Raw genomic sequence first — 21,148 nt, forward strand, 5'->3', positions numbered from 1 at the left:
GTCGCGGGCGGTGGCCGCCCCGGCGGCCGCGCCGGTCGCCCCGGCGGCGGTCTGTGCCGCCCCGGCGGCGAGCGTCCGGCTCGAGGCCGGGAGCGGGTCGAGCTGGGTTTTCAGGCCGGTGGTGAGGGCGCGGCCGGTGGCGAGTCCGCCGTCGACCGGGTCGAGCTGGGCGAGCACGGCATCGATCTGCGCGGCGCTGAGGCCGTCATCCGTGAGTCGCGCTCGGATGGCGTCGCGGGCGTCGACCAGGGAGCCGGCCGCGCCGGCGAGCACCGAGTCCGCCTGGTCGGCGGCCGCGGCCAGCGCGGGGGAGCCGTCCGCCAGTTTCTCCGTGCCCGCGGCGACCGCGGTGCTGCCGTCGGCGACCTGGCCGGTTCCGGTGGCCAGCGAGTCGAGCCCGCTGGCGAGCCCGGCGGCTCCGTCGGAGACCTGGCCGGCGCCGGCGGCCACCTGACCCGTGCCGGTCGCGAGGCTGCCGATCCCGGTCGCGAGTGCGCTCGCCCCGTCGAAGACCTGGCCGGTGGCGGTGGCGAGCCGGCCCGTGCCCGTGGCGAGCGTGCCGGTTCCGGTGGCGAGCTGCGCGGCGCCATCGGCGAGGCTGGTGCTCCCGGTGCCGGCGGAGGCGATGCCATCCGTCACCCTGCCGGCCCCGTCAGCGGCCGTGCCCAGGCTCGAGCGCACGTCGGAGAGGCCGATCAGGAGCCGGTCGGCGGCCTCCTTGTTGACCTTGGCGACGATGGCCTCGCGGATGGTCTGCGCCGCCTGGCTGCCGATGGTGGAGGCGAGGTAACTGTTGGTGTCGTTCGTGGTCAGCCTGATGGTGGCCCGGGTGGGGGTCTCGCCGGCCGACGAGGCGATCGACTCGGAAAAGTTCCGGGGGATGGTGACGCTGAAGTCGTAGGTCGCGTCGGCGACGCCCGCTTTGCCGGCGGCGGCGGAGACCTGGTGCCACCCGAAGGTGCCGTCGTCGATCAGCTGGGTGGCCACCTCGTGGCCGTAATTGTGCTCCGCGCCGTCGACCTGGGCGCCCGTGTCGGAGACGATCAGGGCGACCGGCACGCGGTCGAGGCCGGCGTACGGGTCCTGGTTGGCCCACAGGTAGAGGCCGCCGTAGAGCACGGGCACGAGCAGGAGGGCGAGCAGGGCGATGCGCGACATCACGGTGGCGGTCAGCCGGGCGAGTTCGGCCCTGACCATGGCGAGGATCTTCATCGGGCGTCGGCTCCGGCGTGGGCGTGGGTGAGTGCGGGGTTCGCGGCGGGAGTGCCGGGCCCGCTCGGAACGATGGAGACGGCCTCGCCGGAGGTCGTCACGACCAGGTCGGGGTCGAGGGCCGCGATCGCGTGCGCGGACGCGTCCCCGGCGATGACGAGAACGGCATACCCGCGGGCGCTGAGCCCGTTCGTGACCGTCCACCAGCCCAGCGGGTCGCCGCCGTGCCGGTCGGGAGAGCAGATCACGAGGCCCTCGACCCCGTCGCGCAGCACGGCGAGTTCGGTCAGCAGACGGATGCGCGCATCCGGTTCCAGATCGGCCATGCTCGAGCGGGCCTCGTCGGCCAGACCGAACGCGGCCAGCATCCGGGCCACGGCACGGCGGTGGCCGATCCGCCCGGCGAACATGAGCTCCTCGGCCACGACCTCGGCCACCGTGATGTCCGCGGCCGGCTCGCAGACGCCGGGGGCGTCGACGAGGGCGACCAGGCTGCGGATCGCGCCGTAATCGGTGCGGTCGTCGACGGTGACCGTGCCGGAGTCCGGGCGCATCCGGCCGGAGGCGATCAGGCCCAGCACGGTCGGGCGGCGTTCCGTCTCGGCCCGGGCCAGTGTGACCGTTCCGGTGTGGAACTCGAGGGAGGTGAGGGGGAGGGCGGCCCGGTTCGGACCCTTCGAGACCTCGCTGAGGGTGACGCGCATGCTGGAGCCTTCGTGTTCGGGGGCAGGTTCCTCAGGCTAACTGACTAGTCAGTACAAAAGCAACCCGGGGGGAGAGGATCACCCCGTCGTCACAGGCTGTGACCGGTCTGCGCGAGCCGAGCACCGGAGCCATCGACTCTAGACTGTGGGTCTCGGGTGCCGTTCTCGCGCTCCTGCTGGTCGGCTCGATCGCGAAAGGAACTCCCATGGCACGTGCCACCGGAACGAAGCGCGCCATCCTGGACGCCACGCTGGAACTGGCCGCGACCAAGGGCATCAGCGGCACCACGATGGACGAGGTCGCCGAGCGGGCGGGGGTGGCCAAGGGCAGCCTGTACTACAACTTCAGCTCGAAGGACCGACTGTTCGAGGAACTGCTGCTGGAGGGGGTCGGTGCGCTCGCCGAGATCCTCCGGGCGGCCCGCGGTGACCTGCGGGGGCGGGCGGCCATCGAGGCGCTCGTCGGGGCCCTGCTCGACCGGATCGCATCCAACCCTGCGCTGGCGAAGCTGATGGCCTCGGAGATCTTCCGCACCGACCGCACCTGGCAGAAGTCGCTGTTCGCGCTGCGGCACGAGGCCCTCACGGTCTTCGCCGAGGCGATCGCCGAGGCGAAACCGGAGTCGAGAGACCACGGCACGTGCGGCCTGATGGCGTCGAGTGTGTTCGGCGCGGTGCTGATGGCCGGCCTCGAGTGGCTGGTCTTCGAGCCCGAACGCCCCCGCGACGAGGTGGCCGCCGCGATCCTCGACTCCCTCTCCGGTGGGCTCCTCGGCGGGGATCGGCCCGCACCGCGTTAGGATCGAGTGTGACCGGCGACAACTTGATTGAGCAGCCCGAGACCCTTCTTCCCGCGGAACCGGAGGTGATCGAGGCTCTGCGGCGAACCACCGGCGAGGAGCTGGCAAGCGTCGTGGCGCAGCATCCGAAGTCCTCCCTGGCCTGGGCCGTGCTCGCGGACGCCACCCACCTGGAAGGTCGCACGCTGGAGGCGTACGCCTACGCCCGCGTCGGCTACCACCGCGGCCTCGACGCGCTGCGCAAGGCCGGCTGGCACGGGCACGGCCCGGTGCGCTGGACGCACGAACCCAACCGCGGTGTGCTGCGCGCGCTCTACGCGCTGCGCCGCGCCGCCGGCGAAATCGGTGAGCAGGACGAGTTCGACCGCCTGACTATTTTCCTGAACGACTCCGATCCGACCGCGATCAGCCGCATCGACCAGCAGACCATCACGCCGGACGGCTACCGAGCCACCGACCCGGCCCCGCCCACCGAGGCGTTCTTTATCCGAGGAGAAAACTAAATGCCAGCGATCGTTCTGATCGGCGCCCAGTGGGGCGACGAGGGCAAGGGCAAGGCAACCGACCTCCTCGGCAGCCGCGTCGACTACGTGGTGAAGTTCAACGGCGGTAACAATGCCGGCCACACCGTCGTCATCGGCACCGAGAAGTACGCGCTGCACCTGCTGCCCTCCGGCATCCTGACCGCCGGTGTCACCCCGATCATCGCCAACGGCGTGGTCGTCGACATCGAGGTGCTCTTCGAGGAGCTCGACGCGCTGATCTCCCGCGGCGTCGACGTGTCCCGGCTCAAGGTGAGCGCCAACGCGCACATTATCACCCAGTACCACCGCACGGTCGACAAGGTCACCGAACGTTTCCTCGGCAAGCGCCAGATCGGCACCACCGGCCGCGGAATCGGTCCCACCTATGCCGACAAGATCAACCGCGTCGGCATCCGCGTGCAGGACCTGTTCGACGAGAACATCCTGCGCCAGAAGGTCGAGGGCGCCCTCGCCCAGAAGAACCACCTGCTGGTCAAGGTCTACAACCGCCGCGCGATCTCGGTCGACGAGATCGTGGAAGACCTGCTCAGCTACGCCGAGCGGCTGCGCCCGATGGTCGCCGACACAGCGCTGCTGCTGCACGAGGCCCTCACCGAGGGCAAGACCGTGCTGTTCGAGGGCGGCCAGGCCACGATGCTGGATGTCGACCACGGCACCTACCCGTTCGTCACCTCCTCGAACGCGACCTCCGGCGGCGCGGTCACCGGATCGGGCATCGGCCCGAACCGGATCGACCGGATCATCGCCGTCGTCAAGGCCTACACGACCCGCGTCGGCGCCGGCCCGTTCCCGACCGAGCTGTTCGACGAGTCCGGCGAGTTCCTGCGCGCCAACGGCTTCGAGTTCGGCACCACCACCGGTCGCCCGCGCCGCTGCGGCTGGTACGACGCCCCCGTCGCCCGCTACACCGCCCGCATCAACGGGGTGACCGACTTCGTCCTGACCAAGCTGGACGTGCTCACCGGTCTCGACGTCATCCCGGTCTGCGTCGCCTACAGCGTCGACGGCGTGCGTTTCGACGAGGTGCCCGTGTCGCAGTCGGACTTCCACCACGCGAAGCCCATCTTCGAGAACTTCCCCGGCTGGACCGAGGACATCACCGGCGCGCGCACCTTCGAAGACCTGCCGCGGAACGCGCAGGCCTACGTGCTCGCCCTCGAAGGGATGAGCGGCGCGCGCATCTCGGCGATCGGCGTCGGACCGGGTCGAGACGCGATCATCTCGCGGCACGATCTCGTCGACTGATGTAGTTCGTACTTGTCCCGAGCGCTTCCCGTTCCCTTCTGTGCTTTTCCGTTCGCTTCTGTGGCCGTTCCGGTCGAGAGTGCCCGCTCCGGCGGTCACTCTCGACCGGAACGGCCACTGTCGTTGCCAGGGGTGCTCTCCGCGGCCGGTGCGGCCAGTGCGGTTTCGGCCGCGCGGCGGGCCTGCGGTTTCGGGCGCGCGGCGGGCGGGTCGAGTGCCCGGGAAAGCCGCACCGACCGCAGCCCGGCCCCTGACGAATTCGACGGAGATTTTGCTGCCCGGAGCCGGGAAACGGCCCGAGGCATCCGTTTTCGTGAAAATCTCCGTCGAATTCGTTCGCGACGATCTGACTGCTGCCGTTCATTCGGCGGCAACCTGGCGCTGCCACAGTGTCGGAATGACTGCCGAACGACCTCAGAGCATCGCCATCGTGGGCCACTTCGTGCGGCTCGAACCCCTCACCCGAGCGCTGCTGCCGGAGCTGCGTGACGCGATCGCGCATCCGCTCGTCTTTGAGGGCGGATTCGGCGGCGGACCGGGTGGATTGCGGGCCGGCCTCGGCGAGTTCGCCGGCTGGGCGGATGCCTACGTGCAGTGGGCAGGGCTGCCCTACGCGGTGCGCCTGCTGGGTGGTGCGCACGACGGTGACCTCGTGGGCATGTCCACGCTCGGCGACCTGCACCTGGCGAACGAGTCGGCCCACCTGGGATGGACCGCCTATAATCCCCGGGTCTGGGGCACCGCCGTCAACGCGGAAACGAAGCTGCTGCTGCTCGGGCTGGCCTTCGACCACGGTTTCGGGCGGGTGAAGATCCAGGCTGATGTGATGAACGTGCGGTCCTGCGCGGCCGTCGCGGGCGTCGGCGCCACGTATGAGGGGATCGTTCGCCGTGAGCGGCGCCGGGCGGACGGCAGCTGGCGGGACACCGTGGTGTTCTCGATCCTCGACAGCGAGTGGCCCCGGGTGCGAGCCGGGCTGCGGGCGAGGCTCGACGGGTACGGTGCACAGCCGGTCGAGTATCGGCAGCGGCCATTCGAAACGAGCGACGCGGCCTGACGGCGCGGTGCCGGTGCGGGCCGCGAGCCCCGCGCCTGCGTGGGGGCGGGCTCCGGGCTCCGGGCTGCGTGCCCTGACGAATTCGACGGAGATTGTGCTGCCCGGAGCCGGAAACCGGCCGGCAGCATCCGTTTTCGTGAAAATCTCCGTCGAATTCGTTCGGTGCGGCAGAGGGATGGCGGGCGCGATCGGGTCGCTCCTGCCATTCCCCGGCGGGTTTCGGACGACGCGTTCCGCACCGGCACCCCGCGCCGGCCGGGCGCGATACAGTCGGCTGGTGAGAGACGCCCCCGCCGCCGCGAAGACCCTAGTCACCCTCCAGTTCCTGGGCATGGGTGTGGTCTGGGGATCCAGCTTCCTGTTCATGAAGATCGCCCTGGACGGCGTCACGTTCGGCCAGGTCGCCTGGTCCCGGCTGGTGCTGGGCGGGCTCACCCTCGGCCTGATCGTGCTGATCAGCCGGCCGCGGGTGGCCACCGGGCCGGTGCTGCCGCGCGAGAAGATCGTCTGGCTGCATTTTTTGGTGATCGCGATCACCGGATGCGTCGTGCCGCACCTTCTGTTCGCGTGGGCCGAGCAGTACGTGTCCTCGAGCCTGGCCAGCATCTACAACGCCGTCACCCCGATCATGACCGCGGTGATGGCGACGCTCGCGTTCCGGGTGGAGCGGCTCGCGCGAGCCCAGGTGGCGGGCATCCTCGTGGGGATCGCGGGGGTGGTCGTGATCATCGGGCCTTGGCGCTACGCGGCCCTGACCGGCGACCTCTGGGGCCAGCTGGCCTGCCTGGGCGCAGCGGTCTGCTACGGCTTCACCTTCGGGTACACCCGCCGGTTCCTCAGCGGGCGGCCGATCGCGGGCGCGACCTTCGCGTTCCTCAACATCGGGCTCGCCGGGGCGATCATGCTCGTGGCCACGCCGCTGGTGGCGTGGCATCCGGTGGCGCTGACCCTGCCGATCGTCGCCGGCCTGGTCGCCCTCGGGGCGCTCGGGACCGGAGTCGCCTACATCTGGAACATCAACGTGCTGCGCGCCTGGGGACCCACGAACGCGTCCACCGTGACCTACGTCACCCCGGTGGTCGGCGTGGTGCTCGGAGTGCTGGTACTCCGCGAGACGTTCTCCTGGCATGAACCGGTCGGCGCGGGGCTGGTGCTGCTCGGGATCCTGCTGACACAGCGGCGGCTGCGCCTGCCCCGGGCGCTGCCCCTGGCGCTGCGGGGGCGGCGGATGCGCGCCGAGGTCGACACTTCCGGTCCAGATCGACTGGCGCGCGAGGCTAATTCGACCTGAACTGTCGAACTCGGCGCGGACTGCGGGGGCGCGAGACGGCGCCGAACTCGACACTTCCGGTCGAGATCGTCCGGTGTACCGGACGACCGGAACGGGCGACCTCGGCGGGGGAGGCGAGCAGCGCACGAAACGGTATCGTCGAACCATGGCTGCACACGAGGAATTGCCCGCCGGCGCGGGTCAGGAAGCGATCGACGAGCTCGGCAGCATCCGTCAGAGCATCGACAACATTGACGCCGCGCTGATTCACCTGCTCGCGGAGCGCTTCAAGTTCACCCAGCAGGTGGGCCGGCTCAAGGCCACGCACGGCCTGCCGCCCGCCGACCCGGAGCGGGAGCTGTTGCAGATCCAACGGCTGCGAGGCCTGGCCGAGGAGGCCCGCCTCGACCCGGGGTTCGCCGAGAAGTTCCTGAACTTCATCATCGCCGAGGTCATCCACCACCACGAGAAGATCGCCGGCACCGAGTCGGCGAGCACCGGTGCGCCGCGCGCGGCCGGGTCCCCGGCGCAGGCGGGCACCCCCGCGACCCCGTCCGCCTCCGCATGAGCGCGCGGACGGAACGACTCCCCGGCCAGTCCGGCAAGACCTTCGTCATCACCGGCGCCAACGCGGGCTTGGGATACTTCGCCAGCGAGCAGCTCGCCGCGGCGGGCGCCCACGTCGTGCTCGCCTGCCGCAATCCGGCCAAAACGGATGCCGCCCTCGCGGCCATCCGCGGCCGGGTGCCGGGCGCATCCGTGTCGGCCGTGCCGCTCGATACCGCCGATCTCGCCTCGGTGCGCATCGCGTCGGCCGCGCTGCTCGAGTTGCCCCGCATCGACGGTCTCATCCTCAACGCCGGGATCGTGCACCCGCCGCGCACCCGCGAGGTGAGCCCCGACGGCCACGAACTCGTGTTCGCAACCAACTACCTGGGCCATGTCGCGCTCACGATGCAGGTGACGCCCGTGCTGCGGCGCACCCCGGGCAGCCGGGTCGTGGCGCTGGGATCGATGATCTCACGTCTGCTGGACTCCTCGCTCGACGACCTGGAACTGGAGCACGGCTATAACCGGTGGCGTGCCTACGCCCAGTCGAAGATCGCGATGCAGGTGTTCGGGTTCGAGCTGGACCGGCGGCTGCGCGCGGCCGGGGCGGGCGGCGCTGACGGGGTGCAGAGCCTCGTCGCGCACCCCGGTTACTCGATCTCGGGGCTGACGCCGGGCATCCGTGGGGTGAACGAACCCTCGCGGGTCAGCCGTTTCGCCGACATCCTGCAGGGCGTCGCCGCACAGGGCAAGGACGTCGGCGCGTGGCCGATCGTGCGTGCCGCCGTCGACCCGGCCGCCCGCGGCGGCGACTACTACGGCCCGCGCTATCTCACCCGGGGCGTCCCGAGCCTGCAGTCGCCGACGCGCACCTCGGTCAATCTCGCGGTCGCCGAGCGGCTCTGGTCGCGAACCGAGGCGATCCTCGGCGCCCCCTTCGCTCTCTAGCGGCCCCGCCTCCGGCCCCGCGTGCGCTCAAAACGCCGCCAAGCCAGGTGGGATAGCGGCGTTTTGAGCGCACGCACCGCCATAGGGGGCGTCAGGGGCGCCAACCGCGATCGAGAAGTGCGGTTCGGATCCGGGCGAGGATCGCTTGCGGGCGGTGGGATTTGTTGACACGGATGACCCGCCATCCTTCTTCCATGGGCTCGTCCAGGCGGTCGATGTCGCGGTGAAACTGTTTTTCGTCTTCGCGGTGCTGCCCTCCGTCGTACTCGATCAGGATCTTGTAGCGAACGTACGCAAGATCGCCCAGGGCCATGAAGGCGCCGTAGCGATTGAGGAGTGTCAGATTCACTTCCGGCTCCGGCAGGCCGGCCCGGACGATGAGGAGACGGAGCACTGTTTCCTTGGGAGAATCTGTGCGCGCACGCACCTGAGCCAGAGCCTCACGCAGGCGACGTGCACCGGGCAAGCCGGCCTGCCGTGCCACAGCCGACTGCAGCTCTGCCATCGTCGCCGGAGGCCGCTGGCGGCGCACGAGGGAGTCGCCCAGGATGATCAGTTCATCGAGGGTGAGAACGGTCGACAGTTGGACCCACGCGTCGACCTCTGACGCGACGGAGACATGTCCCACCGAGACGATGCGCACCCGGTCCAGGGGAATCAAATGCCCGCGCACACCCTTGCCGGTGCGGCGACTGGTCCGTACGCTCGTGCCGACGTCCACGAGTGACCTTTCGAGCAGCCGTGCGGGGAGCGGCAGCCCGTGGAGAAGCGCGGCCGTCGCGTGGCTGAAGAACTGATCTGCGGGCATCCGTACCGCGTAGTTGACGGCCTGGGTGCACACTGCGGCACGGATCCGGGCCCACCGGTCCGCGTCGCTGGTAGGAGCCGGAGCCTGGCTGGGGCCCGCGGGCGCGCGCACGCCGTGGAAGGGCCGCGCGAGGTCGCTGCGCCGCAGCCGCCCGGAATTGACCCCCAGCCGACGAGCGTCGGCTACGGAAAAAGGCCCGTCACCAAGCTCGGACGGCAACTCCGAAGGCGGTCTCATCGCACGATGATGCCACCCCGCCGTCGCCCGTCCTGCACTCTCTCCACAGGCATCCGTGGGTGCGCTGACCGGCAGCGCTTGCGTGCGCGCAAAGCGCCGCTTCCGCCCCGGCGATGGCGGTCAGTTGGCCGCACGCGGGGGACGGAGGAGAAGCGGAGGAGCGGAGGAGCGGAGGAGCGGAGGAGCGGAACCCTTACTGCGCGAAGCGGGAGGGGAGGGTGCTGCGGTGACGAGACTGCAGATCGGCCAGCGACACCGTGAACTGGCCCTGGATCTCCAGAGTCGACGAGGTCGAGTCGGTCACGCCGATGCGCAGCACGGGGTAGTTACGGCCCTCGCACAGGCCGAGGAACTTCACGTCGTCCTCGCGCGGAACCGACACGATCACGCGGCCGGCCGACTCCGAGAACAGGGCGACGGATGCGTCGATCCCGTCGCGCTCGCAGATGTCGCCGAGCCACACGCGGGCTCCGACCCCGAACCGGAGCACGGCTTCGGCCAGGGTCTGCGCGAGCCCGCCCGAGCTGAGGTCGTGCGCGCTGTCGATCAGGGCCTCGATCGAGGCCGCGTGCAGCAGCCCGGCGAGGGCGGCTTCGCCGGCCAGGTCGACCACGGGCGGGAGGCCGCCGAGGTGGTCGTGGATGACGCCGGCCCAGGCCGAGCCGTCGAGCTCCTCGCGGGTGACGCCGAGCAGGTAGATGTTGTGGCCGTCGTCCTGCCAGCCGCTGGGCACGCGGCGGGCGACGTCGTCGATCACGCCGAGCACGGCGACGACGGGGGTCGGGAAGATCGGCTGGTCGCCGGTCTGATTGTAGAAGGAGACGTTGCCGCCGGTGACCGGGATCTCGAGCGCCAGGCATCCGTCGGCCAGGCCGTCGACCGTCTTCGAGAACTGCCACATGACCTCGGGGTTCTCCGGCGAACCGAAGTTGAGGCAGTCGCTGATGCCGACCGGCACCGCGCCGGTGACGGCCACGTTGCGGTAGGCCTCGGCGAGGGCGAGCTGCGCGCCGCGGTACGGGTCGAGCTGGCAGTAGCGGCCGTTCGCGTCCGTGGCGATGACGAAGCCGAGGCCCGACTCCTCGTCGATGCGGATCATTCCCGCGTCGTCGGGGAACGAGAGGGCCGTGTTGCCCATCACGTAGCGGTCGTACTGGTCGGTGATCCAGCTCGGGTCGGCCAGGTTCGGCGAGCCGAGCAGGGCCAGGAACTGCTCGCGCAGCACCGCGGCATCCGTCGAACGGGGCAGCGCGCAGGCGGTGTCGGCCTGCAGCGCGTCGAGCCAGGTCGGGTAGGCGACCGGACGGTCGTAGACCGGGCCGTCGACGGCGACGGTGCGCGGATCGACGTTGACGATCTCTTCGCCGTGCCAGTCGATGATGAGGCGGCCGGAGTCGGTGACCTCGCCCAGCACGCTGGTCTCGACGTCCCATTTGGCGGTCACCGCGAGGAAGCCGGCGAGCTTCTCCGGGGTGACGACGGCCATCATCCGTTCCTGGCTCTCGCTCATCAGGATCTCTTCGGCCGTCAGGGTCGGGTCGCGCAGCAGCACCTTGTCGAGCTCGATGAACATGCCGCCGTCGCCGTTGGAGGCGAGCTCGCTGGTGGCGCAGGAGATGCCCGCGGCGCCCAGGTCCTGGATGCCCTCGACGAGCTTGTCGCGGTAGAGCTCGAGGCAGCACTCGATCAGCACCTTCTCCGCGAACGGGTCGCCGACCTGCACGGCGGGCCGCTTGGTGGGGCCGCCTTCGGAGAAGGTGTCCGAGGCGAGAATGGATGCCCCGCCGATGCCGTCGCCGCCGGTGCGGGCTCCGAAGAGCACCACCTGGTTGCCCGCGCCGGTGGCGTTGGCGAGGTGCAGGTCCTCGTGGCGCAGCACGCCCACGGAGAGCGCGTTGACGAGCGGGTTGCCCTGGTAGACCTTGTCGAACCAGGTCTCGCCGCCGATGTTGGGCAGGCCGAGGCAGTTGCCGTAGAAGGAGATGCCGGACACGACGCCGTGCACGACGCGGGCGGTGTCGGGGTCGTCGATGTCGCCGAAGCGGAGCGCGTCCATCACGGCGACCGGGCGCGCGCCCATCGAGATGATGTCGCGCACGATGCCGCCGACGCCGGTCGCGGCACCCTGGAACGGCTCGATGTAGGAGGGGTGGTTGTGCGATTCGATCTTGAACGTGACCGCCCAGCCCTCGCCGACATCCAGCACACCGGCGTTCTCGCCCATGCCGACCATGAGGTTCTTCTTCATGGCGGGGGAGACCTTCTCGCCGAACGAGCGCAGGTACTTCTTCGAGCTCTTGTAGGAGCAGTGCTCGCTCCACATCACCGAATACATGGCGAGCTCGCCGCTCGTGGGGCGGCGGCCGAGGATCTGGCGGATCTCCGCGTACTCGCCCGGGGTCAGCCCCAGCGCGTCGAACGGCTGCTCTTTCTCGGGCGTCGCAATCGCGTTCGCAACGGTGTCGGCAATGCCGCGGGAGGGTGTGGTGGTAACAGCGGTCACGAGGCGTTCTCCCAGGGATAGCGGATGCTTGACCCGTCGAGTCTACCCGCGCTCCGCGGCGCCGTGGCTGCGGTGTCCGCCGGGCGCCGGCTGCGCCCGGGCTGCGCCCTAGCTGCGGTCGGGCTGCGCGCCGGCTGCGCCCGGGGTGTGCCCTAGCTGCGCCCGGGGTGTGCCCTAGCTGCGCCCGGGGTGTGCCCTAGCTGCGGCCGCCGGGAGGGCCCAGCGTCAGCAGCACGGCCATGATCGCGGCAACAGCCACGACGAAACTGCTGATCAGCACGGCCGGACGGTTCAGCAGCCAGCGCAGCAGGGCACCCACCCAGGTGTGATCGCGCGGATCGTCCGTGGCGACGCGGCGCCAGTCGCCGTCGAGCCGGCCGGTGCGGTCCAGACGGATGTCGAACGGCACCGTCGCGTAGGGAACGATCGCCGTGATCACGGCGAGCACCATCAGCCGGATCGGCCAGCGCTGGTTCAGGCCCACCAGGACGGCGGTCAGGGCGTAGGTGATGAAGACGAAACCGTGCAGGGAGCCGAAGATCAGGAGCGGGGTGCCGCCGGCATCCGTCAGGTATTTGAGCACCATGCCGGTGATCAGGAGGGTCCAGGTCACGGCCTCGGCGATGGCGACGGTGCGGTAGAACAGGCGGGGAGACACGGGGAACACTCCTGGGGGGTGGGGAACGGGGTCGCCTCGATCTTCGCAGGATCGCGGGGCCCGGCGCATCCGCCGAAAGGATGACTCCGCAGATCGGCAAGCCAGGTCGTGTCGGCGTGGTCCGGCCCTATGCAGGCGAACGAACCCGGTGCACACTGCACCTTCATGAGCACATCGGGGAAGACACTGCAGATCGAGCTCGAAGACGTCGGGGGACGTCGTGGTGGGCAGGCGTGCTCACCATCCTGGCCTCACAGACGGGCAGCATGACCCTCCGCTCCGTCGGCCGGGTCGACGGCGAACGCCGGTACAAGAGCGACATGTTCTCGTCGACCCGCACGGTCGTGCCGACGCCGCCGGAAGAGGCCTTCGCACCCGGGACGACCAAAAGCCTGACGAAACTGCGGCGTGAGATCGAAGCGGATGGCTGGGTCGAGACCGGCCGCGGACCGCAGCCGTATGCGTTCACCTTCGTGCGGCCCGACGGCACGACAAGCGGACCGTGACCACGCGGGGCGCACGGGCCGGCCGCCCAGCCGGCTGTGCCAGTCTGGAGGAATGACGTACCTTCCCGCAGACACCCGTTACGACTCCATGCCCTACCGCCGCACGGGGCAGAGCGGCCTCAAACTGCCCGCGATCTCGCTCGGCCTCTGGCAGAACTTCGGCGGCACCGCGCCGCTGGAAACGCAGCGCGCCATCCTGCGCCGCGCCTTCGATCTGGGCGTCACCCACTTCGACCTGGCCAACAACTACGGCCCGCCCTACGGCAGCGCGGAGAGCAACTTCGGCGTGCACCTCGCGCGGGACTTCGCCCCGCACCGCGACGAACTCGTCATCTCCACCAAGGCCGGCTACGACATGTGGCCGGGGCCGTACGGCAACTTCGGCTCCCGCAAGTACCTGCTCTCAAGCCTCGACCAGTCCCTCGGCCGGATGGGCCTGGACCACGTCGACATCTTCTACTCCCACCGGGCCGACCCCGACACCCCGCTCGAGGAGACCATGGGCGCCTTGCACACGGCTGTCACGAGTGGCCGGGCCCTGTAAGCCGGCATCTCGTCGTACTCGCCCGAGCGCACCCGCCAGGCGGCCGCGATCCTCGCCGAGATGGGCACACCGCTGCTGATCCACCAGCCCTCCTACTCGATGTTCAACCGCTGGGTCGAAGACGGACTGCTCGATACCCTCGACGACCTCGGCGTCGGCTGCATCGCTTTCTCCCCGCTGGCGCAGGGGCTGCTCACCGACCGGTACCTGAACGGGGTGCCGGAGGGCTCCCGCGCCTCGCAGGCCGGTTCGACGAGCCGCGACATGGTGAACGATGCGACGGTGGGGCGCATCCGTGCCCTGACCGAGATCGCGGATGCCCGCGGCCAGTCGCTCGCCCAGCTCGCCCTGTCCTGGGTGCTGCGGCGCGAAACCGTCACCTCGGCGCTCGTCGGCGCCTCCTCGGTTGCGCAGCTGGAGACCAACATCGCCGCCATCGACAACCTCGCGTTCACCGCGGGAGAGGTCACCGCGATCGACGAACACGCCGTCGACATGGGCATCAACCTGTGGGAGCCGTCCAGCGCCGTCTGATCCCGGCGCGCGCCGTCTGATCTCGCGCCGAGTTCGACGGTTCCGGTCGAGTTAGCCGGGTCTGCCGGACGAACTCGACCGGAAGTGTCGAACTCGACGGATGCCGCGGGTGTAGAGGCGCCCGCGCGGACGCACAGGCGTGCGGACGCGCAGGACGCGACGGGCTCGCGGGGGCGGCAACCCCGCGGCGCAGCAGCGGGCAGCCGGGTAAGCCGCCGGGAGCCCCGGACGACTTGCGAGAGTTCCCGTTCCGGTCGAGAGTGACCCTCGGAACGGGCACTCTCGACCGGAACGGGAACTCTCGGGTTGACGGATGCAGCGGCCGCACGACGCGAGAGCCGGCGTCGAGTAACGGCGCCGAGCGGATGCTGCTAGGCGGTGACGAGCATCCGTTTGATCACGGAGCTGAAGAAGGTGAGCCCGTCCGTGCCGCTGCGCATGGCGTCATCGGTGTCGGGGCCGAAGCCGGGCTCGACGGCGTGCTCGGGGTGCGGCATCAGGCCGACGACGTTGCCGCGCTTGTTGCTGATGCCGGCGATGTCGTTGAGGGACCCGTTCGGGTTCATGCCGACGTAGCGCACGACGACGCGCTCTTCGCCCTCGAGGCGCTCCAGCGTGTCGGCTGAGGCGGTGAATCCGCCCTCGCCGTTCTTGAGCGGGATGGTGATCTCCTGGCCGGCCGCGAAGCCGCCGGTCCAGTCGGTGAAGGTGTTCTCGACCCGCAGCTGCTGGTCGCGGCAGATGAACAGGCCGTGGTCGTTGCGGATCAGCCCGCCCTCGAGCAGGTGCGCCTCGGCGAGCATCTGGAAGCCGTTGCAGATGCCGAGTACGGGCATCCCCTTGTTGGCGGCGTCGATGACCTCGGCCATGATCGGCGAGAGGCTGGCGATGGCGCCACAGCGCAGGTAGTCGCCGTAGCTGAAGCCGCCGGGCAGCACCAGCGCGTCGACGCCGTGCAGGTCGTGCTCGCCGTGCCAGAGGGCGACGGCCTCGGCGCCGGCGAGGCGGATCGCGCGCTGCGCGTCGCGGTCGTCGAGCGAGCCGGGGAAGGTGACGACGCCGATGCGCATCAGTGCGTCTCTCCGGCGGGCGCCTCCAGCACGTGGATGCCAACGACATCCTCGATCACGGAGTTGGAGAGCACTGTGTCGGCCAGTTCCCGCACCTCGGCGAGAACGGCGTCATCGACGTGACCCTCGACGGTGATCTCGAACCGCTTGCCCAGGCGGACACTGGTGAAGCGGGTCTTGCCGAGGCGACCGAGGGCGCCGGCGACGGCCTTCCCCTGCGGGTCGAGCAGCTCGGCCTTGGGCATGACTTCTACGACGATTGTTGGCATGGCTCACTCCGGAGACGTCGGGGGGGTGGATTCCACGATTCTACAGGCCGACCCCCGCGCCGCCGCGCGAGCCGCCGAGACCGCCGGCGACGCTGCCGCCGAACCCGTTCGCGGGTGTCGCGCCGAGCCCGCTCTGCCCCAGCAGCACGCCCCGCAGCACGTCGCGGATCGCCGCGATGCCCTCGAACGTCTCGACGAAGCTGGTGCTGAGGGGGGACAGCCCGATCCGGAGGCCGTCGGGGGAGCGGAAATCGGGGATCACGTCGTGCTCCCACAAGATGCGGGTGACCTGGCCCATGGCCGGGTGGGTCACCGTGACGTGGCCGCCGCGGTGGGTGTGCTCGCGGGGCGAGGCGAGGGTGACGCCCAGCGGGGCCAGCCAGGCGTCGACGAGGGTGACCGCGAACTCGGTCAGCGCCACTGACTTCGCCCGCACCTGCTCGATGCCGGCCTCCTCGATCATCGCGATCGTGTCCTGCATGGCCAGCATCCCGACGATGGGCGGGGTTCCGCTCATGAAACGACGGATGCCGGCGGCCGGCACATACCCGGGGCCCATCGTGAAGACATCCTTCGTTCCCATCCAGCCCTGGATCGGCTGCGTGAGCACGTCCTGCAGGTCTCGGCGAACATAGCCGAACGCCGGGGCGCCCGGGCCTCCGTTGAGGTACTTGTAGGAGCAGCCGACGGCCAGGTCGACGTCGCAGAGGTCGAGTTCGACCGCCACGGAGCCGACCGAGTGGCTGAGATCCCAGAGCACGAGCCCGCCCACGGCGTGCACCACCTCGGTGATCTGGCGCATGTCGGCGAGGAAACCCGAGCGGTAGGCGACATGGCTCAGCAGCACGAGGGCGGTCTGCGGGCCCACCGCCTGCCGCACCTGCTCGACCGTGACACCGCTGGCGGGATCGGAGTGGATCCAGTGCAGGGTGAGGCCGCGTTCGGCGGCGATGCCCTCGAGCAGGTAGCGGTCGGTCGGGAAGTTGTCGGTGTCGAGCACGATCTCGGTGCGCACCGGGTCGACGTCGATGCGGCGGTAGTCCACCGCGGCGCGAGCCAGCTTGTAGAGCAGCACGGTGGTGGAATCGCCCACGAAGACCTGGCCGGGGCCCGCGCCGAGCGCGGCGCGGCCGAGGTCGTCGCCGATCTTCAGGGGCAGGTCCATCCACTCCTCGTCCCAGCCGCGGATCAGTCGGGTGCCCCAGTCGTGGGTGAGGAAATCGGCGATGCGGGCCACGCTGGCCCGGGTCGGCCGGCCGAGGGAGTTGCCGTCGAGGTAGGCGAACGGGTTCGGGGACGCATCGGCCGTGGACCCTGTCTCGATCCCGACGAACTGCCGCCGGTAGTGGCCGAGGCCGTCGATGCGGTCCATCCGGCGGGCGAAGGCGAGGTGGGCGTCCTGGCCGCCGAGTCCGAGGGACGAGCTGTCGGTGCTGGGTGTCATCTGGATTCCTCGAGTTCGAGCGGATCGGTGCGCCGTGCTGGCAGTATCCCACCCGCGCGGGGTGGCCCGCCACGGGTGCCGCCCGGGTGGGCACTGAGCCTACAGGCCCGGGTGGGCTGCCCCGCCGACGGACCGTTCCGGTCGAGAGTGGCCGTTCCGCCGGTCACTCTCGACCGGAACGGGCTCGGTGACATCGGTGGCTTCGATGGGCTTCGGTGGCTTCGGCGGCTTCGGCGGCATCGGCGGCCCGCGCGGTGCACAGCCAGGCGCTGAAGGCGGCCGGGTCGTCGGGGCGCTCGCCGCGCAGCAGGGTGACGAGGCGGCCGGGGTCGGCCGGCGCCGGACCGTGTCGCTCGGGACCGGGCCGTCCCGGGGCGCGCAGCACGTTCCGAAAACGACCGAGGTGCTCGGCCGTCAGCGCGCGGATCACGTCGTCACCGGTCAGCCCCGCAGCCAGCAGCGCGTCGATCTCCCGGCGGTTGAGCCCCACCGGCAGCGGTCCGTTGCCGAGGTCCGTGCCGTAGAGCACCTGGCCGCCCGCCCGGTGGAACCGGCGCAGATTGTCGACGGCTCGGTCGAAGTCGTCGTCGGGTTCGCCGTACCCGTGGATGTCGAGGGTGCTGATCCACGTCATCCGGCCGGCCATGGCCGCGAGCAGGGCGTCGTCCAACCGCTCGGTGAACGGCGTGTGCGCCAGCGCGTCCACCCCGCCGCGGAAGGCCCGGAGGGCCTGCCCGGCCCCCTCGGCGTGGGCCGCGACCGGCATCTCGTGCTCGTGGGCGCGGGCGACGATGGCCGAGAGCAGACCGTCGGACAGCACCGGCCCGGCCGCCGAGTTGAGCGTGACCTTGATCACGGATGCCCCGAGCACGAGTTGGGCGTCGACGACGACCGCGGCATCCGTCGCCCGGGCCACCAAACGGATGCTGCCGGCTGGCGCCCAGGACCGCCCGCTCGGGTAGCCGCCCGGCGCGGCCAGAAACTGTCCCGCGAACACGGCCTCCGGCAGCCCCGCTCGCCCTTCCGCCGAGTTCGCCGCTTGCGGTCGAGTTCGACTGGCACGCGGGTCGAACTCGACCGGAACCGGCGAACTCGGCGAGCCCTGCGGCTCCTGCGGCTCCCCGGACTCGCGCGAACCCGGCGACTCCGGCCCGCTCGGGGTCCAGCCGCCCAAGTCGAGCACCCGCGCGATCCCGCCCGCGGTGAGCGGGGCCGGGTCGATCAGCGCCAGGTGCACGTGAGCGTCCAGGAAGCCGGGGAGCACGGTCGCGGCGGCCGGCCCGCGGGGCGCGGCCCGGGTCATCCGTGCCTCACGTTCCGAGCTCGGTGCGCACGGCGAAGAGCTCGGGGAAGAAGGTCAGCTCGAGCGCCTTCTGCAGGAAGGCGGCGCCGCTCGACCCGCCGGTGCCGGTTTTCATGCCGATGATGCGTTGCACGGTCTTGAGGTGGCGGAAGCGCCAGAGCTGGAAGTTGTCCTCGAGGTCGACGAGTTCTTCGCAGGCCTCGTAGGCGCCCCAGTGCTCGGTGGAGTTCTCGTAGATGCCGCGGAACGTCGTGACGAGTTCCGGATGCAGCACCCAGGCCTCGGTGACGTCCCGCTCCAGCACGGCGGCGGGGATGGAGAAGCCCTGGCGGTGCAGGTAGCGCAGGAACTCGTCGTAGATGCTCGGAGCCGCGAGCATCTCGGACAGGAGCGCGTGCGCATCCGGGTCGCTCTCGAACACGCTGAGCATGCGCCGGTTCTTGTTGCCGAGCGCGAACTCGACGGCCCGGTATTGGTAGGACTGGAAGCCGGAGGAGTTTCCCAGGAAGTGCCGGAACTCGGCGTACTCGCTCGGGGTGAGGGTGGCCAGCACCGACCACTGCTCGGTCAGGGTGCGCTGGATGTGCTTGACCCGGGCGATGCACTTGAGCGCCGGGGCGATCTGGTCCCGGCGCAGGAACGCGGTCGCGGCGCGCAGCTCGTGCAGCACCAGCTTGAGCCAGAGCTCGGTCGTCTGGTGCTGGATGATGAAGAGCAGCTCGTCGTGGTGCTCGGGGGTGCTGACCGGCTTCTGGGCGCCCAGCAGGGTGTCCAGGTCCAGATAGGAGCCGTAGCTCATCCGTTCCCGGAAATCGGTGACGATCTCGGGGTCGAACTCCCGGGTGTTCTTTTCGACCGGCATGGTGCTCCGTTCCGTTCGTGGGCTGACTGCATTCTGGGGGACTGCCCGGACAGGCGCAACATCTCGGCACCCGACCGAGGGTCGTGGAGGAATCCCTCCGCGACGCCAAGGTTCGGGTCCTAGAATCAACTCCATGACTTCGTCCGAATCGACCCCGCAGGACGGGGCCCAGCCGAGACGGCGAGATGCCCGACAGAACCGTGAACGTCTGATCGTCGAGGCTCGGGCGCTGATCGCCGTGAACGGCGTCGACGCGTCCCTGGAGGAAATCGCCCGCCGCGCCGACGTGGGCGTGGCCACGCTCTACCGCAACTTCCCGACCCGCGACGACCTGGTGCGGGCCCTGCACGATCTCGCTCTGGCCGAACTGGCCACCGTGCGTGACGAGATCGCCGCCGCCCCCACGGCCTGGGCCGGCATCGTCGTCTACACCGAGCGCGTCGCGGAATGGCTCGTCGCCGACCCGTCGCTCCCACCCATCCTCAGGCGGATGGAGACGATCGACCCGAGCGTCGGCAAGGGCACCGCGTTCCAGGGCGTCATCACCTCCCTGGTCGCGCAGGCGAAGAAGGACGGCGACCTTCGGCCGGACGTAGACGCCGTCGACCTGGCCGTGCTGGTCACAATGGTGGGCTCGCTGGGCCTGCTCGGCGGCGCCTACAGCGGCCAGTGGCGGCGGCAACTGTCCGTCGTCCTCGACGGACTGCGCTCGCCCGACCGCGACCGGCCCAGGCTGCCGGGGCGTCCGCTGCGGTCGCGCGAATTCCAGGCGGCCGTGCACGGCCTGTCCCGGCGGGCCACCCGCGCTGCGTCGCGCGGCAACGCGGCCGGACCGTCCGGACCGGCTGGATCCGCCGGACCGGCCGGGCCCGGGGCCTAGATGAAGGCCGCGACCGTCTACGACGTCGCCGCCCATGCGGGGGTGTCGATCGCGACGGTCTCACGGGTGCTCCGTCGTCCGGGTGATGTACGCGCATCCACCAGGGCCCGCGTGCTGGCATCGGTGCAGGAGCTGGGCTACGTGCCGAGTGCCAGCGCCCGCAGCCTGGCCGCGCGCCGCACCGGCGTGCTCGGACTGTTCTTCCCGAGCATCGACGACGAGGAGAACCAGGCCGAGGCCGTCTTCGAGCAGGACACCCAGGTGCAGCTGGTCGTGGACATCCCCGACACCGGAGAGGTGCGCCCGCCGAACCTCTACTTCGACGAGGTGCTGCGCGGGAGCGAACGTGAGGCCTGGCGGCACGGCTTCGCCCTGATGGTCGGCGTCGGCCGCGGTTCGAACCCGGCCGCAATGGTCAACGACATCGCCGGCCGGGTCGACGGGATGGCGGTGCTCGCGCGCAGCGTTCCGGACGAACTGCTCGACCACGTCTCCCGGCGCATCCCGGTGGTGCTGATCGCCGGGCCGCGTCGCGGCGACGATTACGACCACGTCAGCGTGAGCAACACCGAGGGCATGCGCGCCCTGACGGGGCACCTGCTCGATCGGCACGGGGTGAGGGACCCGGTGTACGTCGCAGGTCCGGCGGACTCGCCCGACGACGCCGAGCGGCACCTGGGCTTCCGGCAGGCCCTCGAGGCGGCCGGCATCGACCCGGCCGCGCTGCCGGTGCTGCGCGGCAACTTCTCCCGGGTGCAGGCGCGAGCCGTCGCCGAGGAACTCCTCGCGGCCGGGACGCTGCCGCGGGCCCTGGTCTGCGGCAACGACCAGATGGCCCTGGGCCTGCTGGACGTGTTCGGCCCGGCGGGCGTGCGAGTGCCCGTGGACGTGATCGTGACCGGGTTCGACGGGATCGACGCCGGCCGCCTCTCGACCCCGCGCCTGACCACGGTGCACCAGCCGATGGGGGACCTGGGCCGCGCCGCGGTGAGGGCCATGCTCAGCCGGCTCGAGCACCCGGACCAGCCGCCGATCACCTCCCGCCTCCCCGTCAAGGTGCTGCTGCGGGAAAGTTCAGAGGGCGCGTCCGCCTGAGCCGGGATCCCGGGTGAGCCCTGGCCCGCGCGCCTTCGCCCACCTCGCCCGCCCGCGTGCCCGAACCCCAGCCGCGGGCGTGAACCAATTCGACGGAGATTTTGC

20 protein-coding genes and 1 pseudogene are annotated in these 21,148 nt (G+C 70.6%); 11 read left to right on the plus strand and 10 right to left on the minus strand.

Annotation, left to right across the window (positions count from 1 at the left end):
• Positions 1–1,212 (minus strand): YhgE/Pip family protein (locus tag E3O49_RS09045; protein WP_194294716.1); only part of this gene is annotated, 1,212 nt, incomplete at its 3' end.
• Positions 1,209–1,916 (minus strand): hypothetical protein, encoded by a 708-nt coding sequence (locus E3O49_RS09050; protein ID WP_174776175.1) that lies wholly within the window; start codon positions 1,914–1,916, stop codon positions 1,209–1,211. The genes E3O49_RS09050 and E3O49_RS09045, both read right to left, overlap by 4 nt.
• A 206-nt stretch (positions 1,917–2,122) precedes the next feature.
• Here E3O49_RS09050 and E3O49_RS09055 point away from each other — a divergent pair, with 206 nt between their 5' ends.
• From E3O49_RS09055 to E3O49_RS09085, 7 genes are all read left to right on the plus strand, one after another.
• Positions 2,123–2,716: a TetR/AcrR family transcriptional regulator gene (locus tag E3O49_RS09055; protein WP_134403276.1), complete on the plus strand. Its 594-nt coding sequence runs from the start codon at positions 2,123–2,125 to the stop codon at positions 2,714–2,716.
• Positions 2,717–2,724: 8 nt separating this feature from the next.
• Complete coding sequence (locus tag E3O49_RS09060) at positions 2,725–3,219, plus strand: DUF3151 domain-containing protein (RefSeq protein WP_134365538.1); 495 nt, start codon at positions 2,725–2,727, stop codon at positions 3,217–3,219.
• Entirely contained in the window at positions 3,220–4,506 is a 1,287-nt protein-coding gene (locus E3O49_RS09065; RefSeq protein WP_134365539.1) for an adenylosuccinate synthase, read from the plus strand.
• A 397-nt stretch (positions 4,507–4,903) separates the two neighbouring features.
• A complete protein-coding gene (locus E3O49_RS09070) occupies positions 4,904–5,563 on the plus strand; it encodes a GNAT family N-acetyltransferase (RefSeq protein WP_134365540.1) in 660 nt (219 codons plus the stop codon).
• A gap of 277 nt (positions 5,564–5,840) precedes the next feature.
• Complete coding sequence (locus E3O49_RS09075) at positions 5,841–6,854, plus strand: DMT family transporter (protein ID WP_338144985.1); 1,014 nt, start codon at positions 5,841–5,843, stop codon at positions 6,852–6,854.
• Positions 6,855–6,999: 145 nt separating this feature from the next.
• Positions 7,000–7,401, plus strand: a complete 402-nt coding sequence (locus tag E3O49_RS09080; protein ID WP_134366778.1) for a chorismate mutase — start codon at positions 7,000–7,002, stop codon at positions 7,399–7,401.
• Entirely contained in the window at positions 7,398–8,330 is a 933-nt protein-coding gene (locus tag E3O49_RS09085) for an SDR family NAD(P)-dependent oxidoreductase (protein ID WP_134366777.1), read from the plus strand. The genes E3O49_RS09080 and E3O49_RS09085 overlap by 4 nt, the downstream gene beginning before the upstream one ends.
• A 91-nt stretch (positions 8,331–8,421) precedes the next feature.
• On the opposite strand, the gene E3O49_RS09090 is transcribed toward E3O49_RS09085, so the two are convergent.
• From E3O49_RS09090 to E3O49_RS09100, 3 genes are all read right to left on the minus strand, one after another.
• On the minus strand, positions 8,422–9,357 hold the full coding sequence (locus tag E3O49_RS09090; RefSeq protein ID WP_241978704.1) for a hypothetical protein: 936 nt from the start codon (positions 9,355–9,357) through the stop codon (positions 8,422–8,424).
• Positions 9,358–9,568: 211 nt separating this feature from the next.
• Positions 9,569–11,878, minus strand: coding sequence for a phosphoribosylformylglycinamidine synthase subunit PurL (purL, locus tag E3O49_RS09095; protein WP_134366775.1), 2,310 nt, complete (start codon positions 11,876–11,878; stop codon positions 9,569–9,571).
• A 196-nt stretch (positions 11,879–12,074) separates the two neighbouring features.
• On the minus strand, positions 12,075–12,536 hold the full coding sequence (locus tag E3O49_RS09100; protein WP_241976217.1) for a DUF3817 domain-containing protein: 462 nt from the start codon (positions 12,534–12,536) through the stop codon (positions 12,075–12,077).
• 233 nt (positions 12,537–12,769) lie between these two features.
• Between E3O49_RS09100 and E3O49_RS09105 the strand changes: the two genes are divergently transcribed.
• Together E3O49_RS09105 and mgrA are read left to right on the plus strand one after the other, a co-directional pair.
• A complete protein-coding gene (locus E3O49_RS09105) occupies positions 12,770–13,042 on the plus strand; it encodes a hypothetical protein (RefSeq protein WP_198416035.1) in 273 nt (90 codons plus the stop codon).
• A 52-nt stretch (positions 13,043–13,094) separates the two neighbouring features.
• Positions 13,095–14,120, plus strand: a pseudogene (gene mgrA, locus E3O49_RS09110) (L-glyceraldehyde 3-phosphate reductase).
• A gap of 371 nt (positions 14,121–14,491) precedes the next feature.
• On the opposite strand, the gene purQ reads toward mgrA, so the two are convergent.
• From purQ to kynA, 5 genes are all read right to left on the minus strand, one after another.
• Positions 14,492–15,190: a phosphoribosylformylglycinamidine synthase subunit PurQ gene (purQ, locus tag E3O49_RS09115; RefSeq protein WP_134403273.1), complete on the minus strand. Its 699-nt coding sequence runs from the start codon at positions 15,188–15,190 to the stop codon at positions 14,492–14,494.
• Positions 15,190–15,459 (minus strand): phosphoribosylformylglycinamidine synthase subunit PurS, encoded by a 270-nt coding sequence (purS, locus tag E3O49_RS09120; RefSeq protein ID WP_134366771.1) that lies wholly within the window; start codon positions 15,457–15,459, stop codon positions 15,190–15,192. The genes purQ and purS overlap by 1 nt, the downstream gene beginning before the upstream one ends.
• A 40-nt stretch (positions 15,460–15,499) precedes the next feature.
• Entirely contained in the window at positions 15,500–16,903 is a 1,404-nt protein-coding gene (locus tag E3O49_RS09125) for a kynureninase (RefSeq protein ID WP_134366770.1), read from the minus strand.
• Positions 16,904–17,066: 163 nt separating this feature from the next.
• A complete protein-coding gene (locus E3O49_RS09130; RefSeq protein ID WP_134403272.1) occupies positions 17,067–18,206 on the minus strand; it encodes an amidohydrolase family protein in 1,140 nt (379 codons plus the stop codon).
• A gap of 7 nt (positions 18,207–18,213) precedes the next feature.
• On the minus strand, positions 18,214–19,068 hold the full coding sequence (gene kynA / locus E3O49_RS09135) for a tryptophan 2,3-dioxygenase (RefSeq protein ID WP_134366769.1): 855 nt from the start codon (positions 19,066–19,068) through the stop codon (positions 18,214–18,216).
• 133 nt (positions 19,069–19,201) lie between these two features.
• On the opposite strand from kynA, the gene E3O49_RS09140 reads away from it, so the two are divergent.
• Entirely contained in the window at positions 19,202–19,948 is a 747-nt protein-coding gene (locus E3O49_RS09140; protein ID WP_160141072.1) for a TetR/AcrR family transcriptional regulator, read from the plus strand.
• Positions 19,949–21,043: a LacI family DNA-binding transcriptional regulator gene (locus tag E3O49_RS09145; RefSeq protein WP_134403269.1), complete on the plus strand. Its 1,095-nt coding sequence runs from the start codon at positions 19,949–19,951 to the stop codon at positions 21,041–21,043.
• Positions 21,044–21,148 lie beyond the last annotated feature (105 nt).

Origin of the sequence: Cryobacterium shii (genome assembly GCF_004402595.1) — a bacterium.
Taxonomy (GTDB): domain Bacteria; phylum Actinomycetota; class Actinomycetes; order Actinomycetales; family Microbacteriaceae; genus Cryobacterium; species Cryobacterium shii.